The sequence below is a fragment of the Scandinavium sp. NPDC088450 genome, from assembly GCF_044900545.1.
Classification (GTDB): Bacteria; Pseudomonadota; Gammaproteobacteria; order Enterobacterales; family Enterobacteriaceae; genus Scandinavium.
This window is the reverse complement of the sequence record NZ_JBJDNI010000003.1, coordinates 119,895-134,524: the sequence shown is the minus strand read 5'-3', so window position 1 is coordinate 134,524 and position 14,630 is coordinate 119,895. Positions and strand designations below refer to the sequence as shown.

Genomic DNA, 14,630 nt, shown 5'->3' with positions numbered 1-14,630 from the left:
TAAACGCGCTCTCAGTCAGCACTACGTCTTCCTAGCGTCAACCGTTCGTTGCCGCCATAGTCACGGCAAGTTTCCACTTGCTCGTAACCTGCATTCAAAAACAGCGCCCGCACGTCTTCACCCTGCTTCCAGCCATGTTCAAGCAGCATCCAGCCGCCAGCAACCAGATGCTGGCGCCCTTCACGGATAATCAACGCCAGGTCCGCGAGCCCTGCTTCAGCCGCCACCAGTGCGGTTTTTGGCTCGAAGCGCACGTCGCCTTGTGCAAGATGCGGGTCCTGTTCATCAATATAAGGCGGATTGCTGACAATCATGCTGAATGTCTGCCCTTCAAGCGCACTGAACCAGTTACTTTGAAGGAGAGTGACGTTGCGAAGCGCCAGATTTGTGGCATTTCGCGTGGCCAGTTCAACCGCTGCAGGAACAAAATCCACTGCTGTGACGGCACAATCAGACCGTTCACTGGCTAACGCCAACGCTATCGCGCCTGTCCCTGTGCCCAAATCAAGCACCGAACAAGAGTCGGCAGGCATTCGGGCTAACGCCTGTTCCACCAGACACTCGGTGTCCGGTCGCGGAATGAGCGTGGCAGGCGAGACAAACAGCGGTAACGACCAGAACTCTCGCATGCCGACTAAATGCGCCACCGGCTCACCGTTCACCCGGCGGGCCAGCAAGGCTTCCAGCGCGTCGCTCTGTTCCTGCGTTAATGCTGTTTCATCAAACGCGAGAATAAAAGTACGAGATTTCCCGGTGACGTGCCCAAGCAATATCTCCGCGTCACGGCGCGGACTTTCACTTTCAGCCAGCCGACTGATCGCCTGCGTTAACCACTGTTTAAAGGTCATCATTCCTGATCGGAGAGCGCCGCCAGCTGATCGGCCTGGTATTCCTGGACGATCGGTTCAATGAGCATGTCGAGTTTGCCTTCCATCACTTCGTCCAGACGATAAAGCGTCAGGTTGATGCGGTGGTCGGTCACACGCCCTTGCGGGAAGTTATAGGTGCGATTACGGTCGCTTCGGTCACCGCTTCCCAGCAGGTTACGGCGTTCAGAGGCTTCAGCCTGCTGGCGTTTTGCCACTTCGGCAGCACGAATACGCGCGCCCAGCACGGAGAGCGCTTTGGCTTTGTTCTTATGCTGGGAACGTTCGTCCTGACACTCAACGACAATACCAGTCGGCAAGTGAGTAATACGAATCGCGGAATCGGTGGTGTTAACGTGCTGACCACCCGCACCCGAGGAGCGGAAAGTATCAATACGCAGATCCGCAGGATTGATATCCGGCATTTCCGCTTCAGGCAGTTCAGGCATCACCGCAACGGTACAGGCGGAAGTATGAATACGCCCCTGAGATTCAGTGGCTGGCACGCGTTGTACGCGATGACCACCGGACTCGAATTTCAGCCGGCCATAAACGCCATCGCCGCTAATCTTGGCGATAACTTCTTTGAATCCACCATGTTCACCTTCGTTGGCACTCATGATTTCCACGCGCCAGCGGCGTGATTCAGCATAACGGCTGTACATGCGGAACAAATCACCGGCAAACAGCGCAGCTTCATCGCCACCGGTTCCCGCACGCACTTCCACAAACGCGTTGCGCTCGTCATCTGGATCTTTTGGCAGCAACAGCACCTGCAAGTCCTGCTCAAGCTGCTCGCCTTTGGTTTTGGCTTCCTGTAACTCTTCCTGCGCCATTTCGCGCATTTCAGGATCGTCGAGCATCATCTGTGCCGTTTCAATATCTTCCTGCACCTGCTGCCAGTCGGTAAAACATTTGGCGACGTCGCTAAGCTGTGCGTATTCCTTTGAAAGTGCACGAAAACGCTCCTGATCGGCAATCGTGCTGGCATCACCCAGCAGAGCCTGAACTTCTTCATGGCGCTCATGCAGCGCTTCCAGTTTGGCAACAATAGACGGCTTCATAGGCCTAAATTCACCCTGTAATGAGTATTTGAGAGAGCAGCGCTATTCCAGCCCGAGGCTGTCGCGCAGAATATTCAGGCGTTCGTCATCCCCGTCACGGGCAGCCTGTTGAAGTGATTTGGTTGGAGCGTGGATCAGGCGATTGGTCAGCTTACGCGCCAGATCCTGCATAATGGCTTCGGCGTCGCCGCCTTGTTGTAACGCAGCCAGCGCGCGGGCAGTGAGTTCTTCACGCACAACATCCGCCTGCGAACGGTATTCACGAATGGTCTCGCTGACGCTTTGCGCCCGCAGCCAGGCCATAAACTCGCTGGCTTCCTGTTCGACAATCGTTTCAGCCTGCTGAGCGGCCGCTTTGCGCTGCGCCAGGTTGTGCTGAATGATGTTTTGCAGGTCGTCCACGCTGTACAGATAGGCGTTAGCTAATTTGCCCACTTCCGGTTCGACATCACGCGGTACGGCGATATCCACCAGCAGCATCGGCTGATTACGGCGTGCTTTCAGGGCGCGTTCAACCATGCCTTTGCCGATAATCGGCAGCGGGCTGGCGGTGGAACTGATGATGATATCCGCCTCTTTCAGACGCTCGTCAACATCGCTTAGCGCGATGACCTCGGCACCCACTTCGTCCGCCAGCACTTGCGCGCGTTCGCGGGTACGGTTGGCAATCAGCATTTTTTTGACGCGATGTTCACGCAAATGACGGGCGACCAGTTCGATAGTCTCCCCTGCACCCACCAGCAAAACAGTGACGGACGAGAGCGACTCAAAGATTTGTCGGGCCAACGTACAGGCTGCAAACGCGACAGACACCGCACTGGCACCGATATCGGTTTCCGTGCGTACGCGTTTTGCCACAGAGAAGGATTTCTGGAACATACGTTCCAGCTCGCTGACATTGATATGGCCGCGGCTGGAATCTGCAAAGGCTTTTTTCACCTGCCCAAGGATTTGCGGCTCACCCAGAATCAGGGAGTCAAGGCCGCTGGCAACGCGCATCAAATGGCTGACCGCATCGTCGTCCTGATGCCAGTAAAGGCTTTTGCGCAGGTCTTCTTCGTTGAGCTGGTGATAATCGCACAGCCAGCGAATCAGGGATTCCTGCAAATTCTCTTGTTCTTCAACGCTGAGATAGAGCTCGGTACGGTTACACGTCGACAGCACCACACCGCCCTGCACCATCGGCTGGGAAAGCAGGCTTTCCAGCGCCTGGTCGAGCGTATCCGGCGAAAACGAAACACGTTCTCGCAGCGCGACCGGAGCAGTTTTATGGTTAATGCCTAGTGCCAGGAGCGTCATGAATGCAGGAGTAGTACCAGCGTTGATAAGGTTAGTCTGAGCGCATCATACAGGATGCGCAAGGTCAATAAAAGAGACGGCCCCCTTTCGGAGTAATCGGTAATATCATGATTTGGGACAACTTGAACGTAGACGCTGCCCGCGCGCGGCGCTAGCATTGAGGGTTATAACTGCAACGTCTATCAAGGATTTTTCGATGAGCTTAACCCGTGTAATGCGCCTGATGCCGCTGGCTGCGCTGGTCCTGACCGCCTGTACCCTCAACGCGCCAAAAGGCCCTGGCAAAAGCCCGGATTCCCCACAGTGGCAACAGCATCAGCAGGAAGTGCGTCAGCTCAACCAGTATCAAACTCGTGGCGCGTTTGCTTTCCTGTCTGATGATCAGAAAGTGTATGCCCGTTTCTTCTGGCAGCAGACCGGCAAAGATAACTATCGCCTGCTGCTGACCAACCCTCTGGGCAGTACCGAATTGTCGCTGACCGCACAGCCTGGCAGCGTGACGCTCATCGACAACAAAGGAAAATCCTACACCTCTACAGATGCCGAAGAGATGATTGGCAAACTGACCGGCATGCCGATTCCGTTGAACAGCCTGCGTCAGTGGATCCTGGGGCTTCCGGGCGATGCCACCGATTACAAACTGGATGACCAGGCGCGTCTGAGCGAACTGAACTACACCCAGGACGGCAAAACCTGGAAAGTGGTGTACAGCGGCTATGACAGTGACAGCAAGCCTGCCCTGCCTTCCAACATGGAACTGACCCAGGGCAGCGAGCGCATCAAACTCAAAATGGATAGCTGGATAGTCAAATGAGTACCCGTTGGCCTTCCCCGGCAAAGCTGAATCTTTTTCTCTACATCACCGGTCAGCGCGCCGATGGGTATCACACGTTGCAGACGCTGTTTCAGTTTCTTGATTACGGCGACACGATAACCATTGACGTCCGAAAGGACGGTGAGTTGCGCCTTCTGACACCTGTTGAAGGCGTGCCAGATGAAGAAAACCTGATCGTGCGTGCCGCCCGCTTGCTGATGAAAGCGGCGAGCGAGACTGGCCGCCTGGCCAACGGCGCTGGTGCGGATATCCGTATCGACAAGCGTTTGCCGATGGGCGGCGGTCTTGGCGGGGGGTCATCCAACGCGGCAACCGTGCTTGTGGCGCTGAATCATCAGTGGCGATGCGGCCTGTCCGTCGATGAACTGGCTGCCATTGGTCTGACGCTCGGCGCGGATGTGCCCGTTTTTGTTCGTGGACACGCCGCCTTTGCAGAAGGCGTGGGCGAAGTCCTGACGCCGGTCACTGTGCCTGAAAAATGGTACCTGGTGGCCCATCCTGGCGTGAGCATTCCGACGCCGGTGATTTTCAAAGATCCGGAATTGCCCAGAAATTCGCCGCACAGGTCAATTGAAACGTTACTAAACTGTGAATTCAGCAACGATTGCGAGGTTATCGCAAGAAAACGATTTCGTAAGGTTGATGCGGCGCTTTCCTGGCTGTTAGAATACGCCCCGTCGCGCCTGACTGGCACAGGGGCCTGTGTGTTTGCTGAATTTGACACCGAATCCGCTGCCCGCCAGGTGCTTGAGCAAGCCCCGGAATGGCTGCAGGGCTTTATCGCCCGCGGTGTAAACACCTCACCGTTAATGCAGGCCTTAGAAGGGGCAGACTGAGTTTCGGTGACAACGTCACCCCGTTCCAGACGTTGCATCGTGCTCTTTAATACACCGCCTGGATGAAATGCGCCTGGCCCGCACAGTTTTTGGCCCATTCATCCACCACTGGACGCATGCCTGAGGTTCTTCTCGTGCCTGATATGAAGCTTTTTGCTGGTAACGCTACCCCGGAACTAGCACAACGTATTGCCAACCGCCTGTACACTTCTCTTGGCGACGCCGCTGTAGGTCGTTTTAGCGACGGCGAAGTCAGCGTACAAATCAACGAAAACGTACGCGGTGGTGATATTTTCATCATCCAGTCCACTTGTGCCCCAACGAACGACAACCTGATGGAATTGGTTGTTATGGTCGATGCTCTGCGCCGTGCTTCCGCAGGCCGTATCACCGCCGTAATCCCTTACTTTGGCTATGCCCGTCAGGACCGCCGTGTGCGTTCTGCTCGTGTGCCAATCACTGCCAAAGTTGTCGCGGACTTCTTGTCCAGCGTCGGCGTTGACCGCGTACTGACCGTTGACCTGCATGCTGAACAGATTCAGGGCTTCTTCGATGTACCCGTAGACAACGTCTTCGGCAGCCCAATCCTGCTGGAAGATATGCTGCAACTGAAACTGGAAAACCCGATTGTGGTTTCTCCGGACATCGGTGGCGTAGTACGTGCACGTGCTATCGCTAAGCTTTTGAATGACACCGACATGGCTATTATTGACAAGCGTCGTCCACGCGCTAACGTTTCTCAGGTGATGCACATCATCGGTGACGTAGCAGGTCGTGACTGCGTGCTGGTTGATGACATGATCGACACCGGCGGCACTCTGTGCAAAGCCGCCGAAGCGCTGAAAGAGCGTGGTGCGAAACGCGTGTTTGCTTACGCGACTCACCCAATCTTCTCTGGCAATGCGGCAAGTAACCTGCGTAACTCCGTGATCGACGAAGTTATCGTCTGCGATACCATCCCACTGTCTGATGAAATTAAAGCGCTGCCAAACGTCCGTACCCTGACCCTGTCAGGCATGCTGGCGGAAGCGATTCGTCGTATCAGCAACGAAGAATCCATCTCTGCTATGTTCGAGCATTAATCGAGCACGGTATAAAAACCCGCTGCGGCGGGTTTTTTTATTTCTTATCACCCATTTGTATGACTAATGCCTCCTTCATTTGCTATTCCAAAAGCAAATGATGCGCTCATGGATGAAGACCCCTGTGAACAAAGCCACACTCGCAGATATCTTACCGTTTCGCGCCCTCATCGACGCCTGCTGGAAAGAAAAGTACACCGCTAGCCGTTTTACTCGCGACCTCATCGCCGGGATAACCGTCGGGATCATTGCCATTCCCCTGGCGATGGCTCTGGCTATTGGCAGCGGCGTTCCCCCGCAATACGGCCTTTATACTTCCGCGGTTGCCGGGATAGTTATTGCTCTCGCTGGCGGCTCGCGTTACAGCGTCTCCGGCCCTACGGCTGCGTTTGTGGTGATCCTCTATCCGGTTTCTCAGCAGTTCGGGCTTGCCGGGCTGCTGATGGCGACACTGCTTTCTGGTTTGTTCCTGGTGCTCTTCGGCCTTGCGCGTTTTGGCCGCCTTATCGAATACATTCCCGTCTCGGTCACGCTCGGTTTCACTTCCGGGATTGGGATAACCATTGCCACCATGCAGATTAAAGATTTCTTTGGCCTGCAACTGCCTCCTATGCCAGAACATTACTGGCAGAAAGTGGGCGCATTGGTCATGGCGCTGCCGACCATTAATCCGGGTGATGCAGCCATCGGCATCGTGACGCTCGGCATTCTTATCTTCTGGCCACGGCTGGGGATTCGCCTGCCAGGCCATTTACCGGCACTGCTGGCAGGTTGCGCGGTCATGGGCATGGTGAATTTACTGGGCGGGCATGTCGCGACTATCGGCTCGCAGTTTCACTATGTGCTCAGTGATGGCACGCAGGGCAATGGCATTCCACAATTGCTGCCACAACTGGTGTTGCCGTGGAATATGCCGGAGTCGAGTTTCGAACTGAGCTGGGCATCGTTGCAGGCTCTGCTTCCGGCGGCGTTCTCTATGGCAATGCTCGGTGCGATCGAATCCTTACTCTGCGCTGTGGTTCTGGATGGCATGACGGGCACCCGTCATAAAGCGAACAATGAGCTTATCGGTCAGGGCCTCGGCAACCTGATTGCCCCGTTCTTTGGCGGGATCACAGCAACGGCTGCCATCGCCCGTTCTGCCGCTAACGTACGCGCTGGCGCAACGTCGCCTGTCGCTGCGGTTATCCACGCAATACTGGTCATTATGGCGCTGCTGGTGCTTGCACCGTTGCTGTCATGGCTGCCGCTTTCCGCTATGGCAGCGTTGTTACTGATGGTGGCCTGGAACATGAGCGAGGCGCACAAAGTCGTGCATCTGCTGCGTCGTGCTCCGGTCGATGACATCATTGTGATGCTGATTTGTCTGTCACTCACCGTGCTGTTCGATATGGTTATCGCCATCAGCGTGGGTATCGTGCTGGCTTCACTGTTGTTCATGCGCCGCATCGCGCGAATGACACATCTTGCCCCAGTGAACGTTTCCGTTCCGGATGATGTTCTGGTGGTTCGGGTTATCGGCCCACTCTTTTTCGCTGCGGCGGAGAATGTGTTTCTCGACCTGGAAAGTAAAATCGCAGACAAACGCATCGTGGTGCTGAAGTGGGATGCTGTCCCGGTGCTGGATGCGGGCGGTCTCGAAGCCTTCCAGCGGTTCGTCAGTAAATTGCCTGAAGGCTGCGAATTGCGAGTGTCCAATCTGGAGTTTCAGCCGTTACGCACGCTGGCCCGCGCCGGGGTTAAACCCATCGCTGGCAGACTCGCCTTTTTCCCAAATCGCGATGCAGCGCTGGCTGATATTAGCGATAATGCCTGACTGAAAGACGGCTTTAGCCCACTAAAAGGATAACTATGCTCACGCAAGCCCCGCGACTGGACACTGAACGACTGATACTGCGTCATTTTACCGTGGATGATTTTGACGATTTAGCGGCCTTCTGGGCAAACCCGGGAGTGGTGAAGTTTATTGGCGGCCAACCGCAAAGCGCGGAAGTCAGCTGGAGCCGCCTGCTGCGCTATATCGGCCACTGGCAGGCGCTCGGCTACGGCTACTGGGCGGTAATTGAGAAACAGACCGGGCGTTATGTCGGGCAGTTTGGCCTGCAGGAGGCAAAACGCGATCTGACCCCTGCCCTCACCGCACCAGAAGCGGGTTGGGCGTTAACGCCGGAGGTGCATGGCAAAGGCTATGCGAAGGAAGCGTTGAACGCGATGCTGGCATGGGCGGACAGTGAGATGAAAGCGCCGCTGTGTTGCATTATCGACGAAGAGAACCAGCGCTCGGTGCATCTGGCGGAACAGGCTGGTTTTCAGTACGCGCATGAGGTGAGCTATCACAGCAAATCCGTCGGCATGTTTACGCGCCCGGCTCCCTGATGACTTTGCGCAGTTTGCAGGCCCGATAAGGCATTAGCCACCACCGGACATGACATTCAATGAAAACGGCTCCCAAGGGAGCCGTTCTGCTGAATCTTAGCTGTGGCGGTGGCTGTCCCGACGACAGCGTTTGTCATAGTGACGCACCCACCAGTATCGGTCGCTGACCTGTTCATGGCCGCTAACACGTGCGCCTGCAAGCCACAAAACAGCCCCGAGGAAGATACTCAACACGGCGCCGTGGGCGAAAAACTGTGGCAGGTTAAGTTGCGGAAGCTGGTTTAAAATAGAGTAACCGACGCCGACAACCATCACCACCAATCCTAAACCCATGAGCACGTTACCGAGTCGCGAAGCGTTTCTGCGTTTCATATGTCACCTCCGGAACTTTGGGTTGACAGGGAATACCCCTGGTCCTTGTGTGTAAAGTATAGACAACACCTTTGTCTTTAAGTGCGCATGCGATCACAATTATGAACATCTGAGCAACAAAACTTTACAAATAACAGCCTGAACTCTAAGTATTTTAATTATTCAGTTAGGCAACTATTCATTTTCCCTGTCGTCTGGCTTACGGCATTTTGTCAACCGCAGCGATTACAGTACACTACGCGCCAGATATCGACGCACTCAGGACTAAACACGTGACGATTAAACTGATTGTCGGCCTCGCCAACCCGGGGGCCGAATATGCCGCGACTCGCCATAACGCAGGCGCGTGGTATGTGGATTTATTGGCTGAACGCTTCCGCGCGCCGTTGCGCGAAGAGAGCAAATTCTTCGGCTACACCTCGCGTATCAACGTCGATGGCGAAGATGTCCGTCTGCTGGTACCCACCACGTTCATGAACCTCAGCGGGAAATCTGTGGCAGCAATGGCAACCTTCTTCCGCATCGCACCAGACGAAATTCTGGTGGCGCATGATGAACTGGATCTGCCGCCGGGCGTGGCGAAATTTAAACTCGGTGGCGGCCATGGCGGCCATAACGGGTTAAAAGACATTATCAGCAAGCTTGGCAATAACCCGAATTTTCACCGTTTACGCGTGGGAATTGGCCATCCGGGCGATAAAAACAAAGTTGTCGGCTTTGTTCTGGGTAAACCCCCGGCTTCTGAACAGAAGTTGATAGACGAAGCGGTTGACGAAGCGGCACGCTGCACGGAAGTGTGGCTGAAAGATGGCCTGACAAAAGCGACCAACCGCTTACACGCTTTTAAAGCACAATAACGCCCCGGCGGGCGGCAATTTTACCCTCCGCCGTGTATAATAGGCGAAGTTGTTTACTTTTCTGCAATCTGTTACTTGCAACAGGTTGATTATCAAAGATTAAGGTGATTTACATCATGGGATTTAAATGCGGTATCGTCGGTCTGCCTAACGTCGGCAAATCCACCCTGTTCAACGCGCTCACCAAAGCGGGCATCGAAGCAGCCAATTTCCCGTTCTGTACTATCGAGCCGAACACCGGTGTGGTGCCGATGCCCGATCCGCGTCTGGATCAGCTCGCTGAAATCGTGAAGCCACAGCGCATCCTGCCCACCACCATGGAATTCGTCGACATCGCCGGTCTGGTGAAAGGCGCATCCAAGGGTGAAGGCCTGGGTAACCAGTTCCTGACCAACATCCGTGAAACCGAAGCAATTGGCCACGTGGTTCGCTGCTTTGAAAACGACAACATCATTCACGTGAATAATAAAGTCGACCCGGCTGATGATATCGATGTTATCAACACCGAGCTGGCGCTGTCGGATCTCGACACCTGCGAACGTGCATTGCACCGTGTGCAGAAAAAAGCCAAAGGCGGCGACAAAGACGCGAAAGCTGAACAAGCTGCTCTGGAAAAATGCCTGCCACAGCTGGAAAACGCCGGTATGCTGCGCGCGCTGAAAAATCTGACTGAAGAAGATAAAGCGGCGATAAAATACCTGAGCTTCCTGACGCTGAAGCCAACCATGTACATCGCCAACGTGAACGAAGACGGTTTCGAAAACAACCCGTACCTCGATAAAGTGCGTGAAATTGCTGCCGCAGAAGGTTCTGTGGTGGTTGCCGTTTGTGCGGCGGTTGAATCCGATATCGCCGAACTGGATGACGCAGATCGTGATGAGTTCATGGCCGAACTGGGTCTGGAAGAACCCGGTCTTAACCGTGTAATTCGCGCAGGTTACGAGCTGCTGAACCTGCAAACTTACTTCACCGCTGGCGTGAAAGAAGTTCGCGCATGGACCATCCCTGTCGGTGCAACGGCTCCGCAGGCCGCAGGTAAAATCCACACCGACTTCGAAAAAGGCTTTATCCGCGCTCAGACTATCGCGTTCGAAGATTTCATCACCTACAAAGGTGAACAAGGTGCGAAAGAAGCCGGTAAGATGCGCGCCGAAGGCAAAGACTACATCGTCAAAGATGGCGACGTGATGAACTTCCTGTTCAACGTCTAAGCCCTCAGCTCTGCTGCATAAAATCCACGCTCCGGCGTGGATTTTTTTTATTACCAGTGGTTAATCAGGGACTGCCCAATCTCAGCAATCTGCTTATTTCTTTCGTCCATGGTGGCCTTCGTTTCGGTCAGGTAGATGACCACTATCCGGGACGGTTTTCCATCCGGTCCCAGTGCGGCAACGATCCCGCGTGAGCCTCGATCGCCCGCCCCGGTTTTATCGGCAATAAACCACCCCGTCGGGAGCACCCATCGCAGAAGCGGCCCGGCAACCTTATCGGCCTCCATCCAGTCCCTTAACTGCCGCTGCGAGCTGGCGGAGAGCGCGTTGCTCTGTAACAGCTTGCGCAGGGTTTGTGTCATCGCTTCCGGCGTCGTTGTGTCGCGTTCATCCCCTGGCAGGGCCTCGTTCAATTCTGGCTCCCAGCGGTCAAGACGGGTTACTTTGTCGTCTGTTTTACGCAAGAAAGCGGTGAGCCCCTTCGGCCCTTGAAGGCTGGATAACAACAGATTAGCCGCCGTGTTATCACTCATGGTGATGGCCGCCTGACAGAGTTCACCCACGGTCAGGCCGTCTTTTACATGCTGCTGAGTGATGGGTGAATATTCCACCAGATCACTCTGACGGTAAAATACACGACGGTCGAGCTGCTCCTGGCCGGCATCAACGCGGGATAACACCGCCCCACAAAGCAGCACTTTGAACGTGCTCATCATGGGAAAACGCTCCTGCGAGCGATAGCTTTCGAGGACCTTGCCGCTGGCGAGATCGACTTCTGCATACCCCACCCTGGCGTTGAGCTGCGTTTCGGCTTCTTTGACCTTATTAAGCGTGGACTCATGGGCGGTGGCAGAGAAGCTCCATACCGTGAGCAGAGCAACGAGTGTCAGACGAAATGATGGCATATCAAGGTTCTTCCTTAGAGTTGACGTCGCATAATACTGGGATTAGCCGCTGCGCAAGACCAGCGAAAAATAACGCGTAGCCACGCCCCTCACCCGCTAAAACTAAAGGTGGCGTCATAATGAACGTTCTGTTCAACATCTGCTCGTGATGGTTTCTAACCGTATTGCAAAATGTGGGTGGTTATGTTCCGATCTCAGGCCCACGCAGCTGCGTGGTTTTTTCTTTGTCTCCCGTAGAGATAACGCCAGAGGCTTTTATGAACACTGACATTCCACTGAAGTATTATGACATCGCCGACGAGTACTCGACGGAAGCAGCTAAACCCGTACAGGACGCGGAGCGTGATGCGCTGGCGCTGTATTTCCAGTTGTTAGTGACCCGCCTGATGAACAACGAAGAAATCAGCGAAGAAGCGCAGCAGGAGATGGCCGTTGAAGCAGGCATTGACGCACAGCGTATCGACGACATCGCCGAGTTCCTCAACCGCTGGGGTAATGAGTAATGCCTTCCGGGGCCATCATTGTATGGCCTCCTCATAAGTCATTCCCCTTCCCTTACACGTTGATCCTTTTTTGTTGTTAATCTGTTAACTGCTGAGGTGTAGACTTTCTCTGACCTTTTTTGCAGGAGCCCAGATGAACAACAAAAGACGCGCCGTGCCCGGCATCCGGCATTACGATGGCCCGGCGGGCGGCTGGGGTGCGCTGAAAGCGACGGCAATTGCCGTGCGCACCCAAATGGATACCTTCGACGCCCCCGCCACGTTGCTGCGCACCAACCAGCCGGACGGCTTCGACTGCCCGGGCTGTGCCTGGCCGGACAAAGAGCACAAATCCACCTTCCAGTTCTGCGAAAACGGCGCGAAGGCGGTGACCTGGGAAGCCACCAGCAAACGGGTGACGCCCGAATTTTTCGCCGAAAATACCGTAGCCTCGCTGCTGGCGAAAAGCGATTTTGAGCTCGAAGGCTATGGCCGTCTGACGCAACCGATGGTCTACGATCGCGCCAGCGACACCTTCCGCGCGGTGCCGTGGCAGCAGGCGTTTGAACGCATCGGCGAGATCCTGCGCGGGCTGCCGCCGGATGCGGTCGAGTTTTACACCTCCGGTCGCGCCTCGAACGAAGCAGCGTATCTGTTCCAGCTGTACGCCCGTGAGCTTGGTACCAACAATTTCCCCGACTGCTCCAATATGTGTCACGAAGCCACCAGCACCGGTCTGCCGCGCTCGATTGGTATCGGCAAAGGCACCGTCTCGCTCGATGATTTCGACAACACCGAGCTGGTGATTTCCATCGGCCATAATCCGGGCACTAACCACCCGAGAATGATGGGCACGCTGCACGAGCTGTCGCGCCGCGGAGTGCCGATTATCGTCTTCAACCCGTTGCGAGAGCGCGCGCTGGAACGGTTTGCCGATCCGCAAAGCGTGATTGAAATGGCGACCTACGGCTCGACCGACATCGCCTCCACCTATTTCCAGGTGCGGGCGGGCGGCGATGCGGCGGCCATCAAAGGCATCGCCAAACATCTGTTGGAGCAAGAAACCGAACGTGGCGACGTGCTGGACCATGAATTTATCGCCGCGCACACCCAAGGATTTGAGGCATTTGCCGCCGATATTGCGGCGACGTCGTGGGAGTCGATTGAGCGGGAATCGGGCCTGAGCCGCGTCGACCTGGCTAGCGTCGCCACGGCCTACGCCAAATCGAACGCCACGATTATCACCTACGGCATGGGCATCACCCAGCACAACAAAGGCACAGCAAACGTGCGCCTGATTGCTGACCTGCTGCTTCTGCGCGGCAATATCGGCAAATCCGGCGCAGGCATTTGCCCCCTGCGCGGTCACTCCAACGTACAGGGCAACCGCACCGTCGGCATCACCGAAAAACCGACGGCGGCCTTTTTATCGCGCCTGAAAGAGGTATTTGGCTTCACGCCACCTGAGAAACACGGGCACGATGCCGTGGCGGCAACCCAGGCGATGATCAACGGCGAAGCCAGAGCGCTGCTGTGTCTGGGCGGCAATTTTGCCGTCGCCATGCCCGATCATGAACAAGCGTTCGCGGCGATGCGTAAGCTCGATCTCAGCGTCCACGTCGGCACCAAGCTCAACCGCACGCATCTGCTGGTCGCTAAAGAAACCTATCTGTTCCCCTGCCTTGGGCGGACCGAGCTGGATATGCAGCAGACCGGCAAGCAGTCGATCACCGTCGAAGATTCTATGTCGATGGTTCACGCCTCCTCCGGCAAGCTGAAACCCGCCTCGCCGCAACTGCTCTCCGAACCAGCGATTGTAGCGGGCATGGCGCTGGCGACGCTGCCGCAGACCCGAGTTCACTGGGCCGAACTGGTCGCCGATTACGACCGCATTCGTGACCTGATTGAAAAAACGATCCCCGGTTTCAGCGATTACAACCAAAGGATCCGCGTCCCTGGCGGTTTTAGAATGCCGCTGCCGCCGACTGAACGCGTTTGGCCAACCGCCAGCGGGAAAGCGATGTTTTCGCTGTTCGACGGGGTGAATGAGAACGCGCCGGGGCTCGGGGACAACACGCTGCGAATGATCACCCTGCGCAGCCACGACCAGTACAACACTACCATTTACGCGCTCGACGACCGTTATCGCGGCGTGTTTGGCCGCCGAGATGTGCTGTTTATGAACGAAGGTGATATGGCGCGACTGGGGCTGGAGCATGGTGACCGGGTGGATATCACCACCGCATTGCCGGACTGCACTCAAAGCCTGAATGACATTACCGTGGTGGCCTATAACATCTCGGCCGGTTCGGTCGGGGCGTATTATCCGGAAGCCAACGTGCTGGTGCCGCTCAGCTATCGCGATGAGGACAGCGGCACGCCGTCGTATAAGTCGGTACCGGTGCGGATAACGCTGCGTTCGAAAGAGATCCGCGCGCTGTAATA

At 55.7% G+C, this 14,630-nt stretch carries 14 protein-coding genes; 9 read left to right on the top strand and 5 right to left on the bottom strand.

Annotation, left to right across the window (positions count from 1 at the left end; genetic code table 11):
- Nucleotides 1-11 precede the first annotated feature (11 nt).
- The 3 genes from prmC to hemA are packed head-to-tail and all read right to left on the bottom strand — an operon-like array spanning nt 12 to nt 3,229.
- Nucleotides 12-848: a peptide chain release factor N(5)-glutamine methyltransferase gene (gene prmC / locus ACI2I2_RS04640; RefSeq protein ID WP_404656928.1), complete on the bottom strand. Its 837-nt coding sequence runs from the start codon at nt 846-848 to the stop codon at nt 12-14.
- The gene (gene prfA, locus ACI2I2_RS04635; protein ID WP_404656832.1) at nt 848-1,930 is read right to left on the bottom strand and encodes a peptide chain release factor 1; all 1,083 of its coding nucleotides are present in this window, start codon (nt 1,928-1,930) and stop codon (nt 848-850) included. Before prfA ends, prmC begins: the two co-directional genes overlap by 1 nt.
- 42 nt (nt 1,931-1,972) lie before the next feature.
- Nucleotides 1,973-3,229 (bottom strand): glutamyl-tRNA reductase, encoded by a 1,257-nt coding sequence (gene hemA, locus ACI2I2_RS04630; protein WP_404656831.1) that lies wholly within the window; start codon nt 3,227-3,229, stop codon nt 1,973-1,975.
- 196 nt (nt 3,230-3,425) lie between these two features.
- Here hemA and lolB point away from each other — a divergent pair, with 196 nt between their 5' ends.
- From lolB to ACI2I2_RS04605, 5 genes are all read left to right on the top strand, one after another.
- On the top strand, nt 3,426-4,043 hold the full coding sequence (gene lolB / locus ACI2I2_RS04625) for a lipoprotein insertase outer membrane protein LolB (protein ID WP_404656830.1): 618 nt from the start codon (nt 3,426-3,428) through the stop codon (nt 4,041-4,043).
- On the top strand, nt 4,040-4,900 hold the full coding sequence (ispE, locus tag ACI2I2_RS04620; RefSeq protein ID WP_404656829.1) for a 4-(cytidine 5'-diphospho)-2-C-methyl-D-erythritol kinase: 861 nt from the start codon (nt 4,040-4,042) through the stop codon (nt 4,898-4,900). Before lolB ends, ispE begins: the two co-directional genes overlap by 4 nt.
- A gap of 134 nt (nt 4,901-5,034) precedes the next feature.
- Complete coding sequence (gene prs / locus ACI2I2_RS04615) at nt 5,035-5,982, top strand: ribose-phosphate diphosphokinase (RefSeq protein ID WP_097164424.1); 948 nt, start codon at nt 5,035-5,037, stop codon at nt 5,980-5,982.
- A 124-nt stretch (nt 5,983-6,106) separates the two neighbouring features.
- Nucleotides 6,107-7,798 carry a C4-dicarboxylic acid transporter DauA gene (gene dauA / locus ACI2I2_RS04610; protein WP_404656828.1) on the top strand — a complete coding sequence of 564 codons (1,692 nt, stop codon included), beginning with the start codon at nt 6,107-6,109 and terminating at the stop codon, nt 7,796-7,798.
- A gap of 35 nt (nt 7,799-7,833) precedes the next feature.
- Nucleotides 7,834-8,358 (top strand): GNAT family N-acetyltransferase, encoded by a 525-nt coding sequence (locus ACI2I2_RS04605; RefSeq protein WP_404656827.1) that lies wholly within the window; start codon nt 7,834-7,836, stop codon nt 8,356-8,358.
- 96 nt (nt 8,359-8,454) lie between these two features.
- Here ACI2I2_RS04605 and ychH read toward each other — a convergent pair whose 3' ends face one another.
- On the bottom strand, nt 8,455-8,730 hold the full coding sequence (gene ychH, locus ACI2I2_RS04600; protein WP_154161476.1) for a stress-induced protein YchH: 276 nt from the start codon (nt 8,728-8,730) through the stop codon (nt 8,455-8,457).
- A 272-nt stretch (nt 8,731-9,002) separates the two neighbouring features.
- Here ychH and pth point away from each other — a divergent pair, with 272 nt between their 5' ends.
- Entirely contained in the window at nt 9,003-9,587 is a 585-nt protein-coding gene (gene pth, locus ACI2I2_RS04595) for an aminoacyl-tRNA hydrolase (protein WP_404656826.1), read from the top strand.
- 116 nt (nt 9,588-9,703) lie between these two features.
- Nucleotides 9,704-10,798, top strand: coding sequence for a redox-regulated ATPase YchF (gene ychF, locus ACI2I2_RS04590; protein ID WP_404656825.1), 1,095 nt, complete (start codon nt 9,704-9,706; stop codon nt 10,796-10,798).
- Nucleotides 10,799-10,848: 50 nt separating this feature from the next.
- Here ychF and bla read toward each other — a convergent pair whose 3' ends face one another.
- On the bottom strand, nt 10,849-11,703 hold the full coding sequence (gene bla / locus ACI2I2_RS04585) for a class A beta-lactamase (protein ID WP_404656824.1): 855 nt from the start codon (nt 11,701-11,703) through the stop codon (nt 10,849-10,851).
- A gap of 257 nt (nt 11,704-11,960) precedes the next feature.
- On the opposite strand from bla, the gene ACI2I2_RS04580 reads away from it, so the two are divergent.
- Together ACI2I2_RS04580 and ACI2I2_RS04575 are read left to right on the top strand one after the other, a co-directional pair.
- Entirely contained in the window at nt 11,961-12,206 is a 246-nt protein-coding gene (locus ACI2I2_RS04580) for a YmjA family protein (RefSeq protein WP_404656823.1), read from the top strand.
- Nucleotides 12,207-12,339: 133 nt separating this feature from the next.
- Complete coding sequence (locus ACI2I2_RS04575; RefSeq protein WP_404656822.1) at nt 12,340-14,628, top strand: FdhF/YdeP family oxidoreductase; 2,289 nt, start codon at nt 12,340-12,342, stop codon at nt 14,626-14,628.
- Nucleotides 14,629-14,630 lie beyond the last annotated feature (2 nt).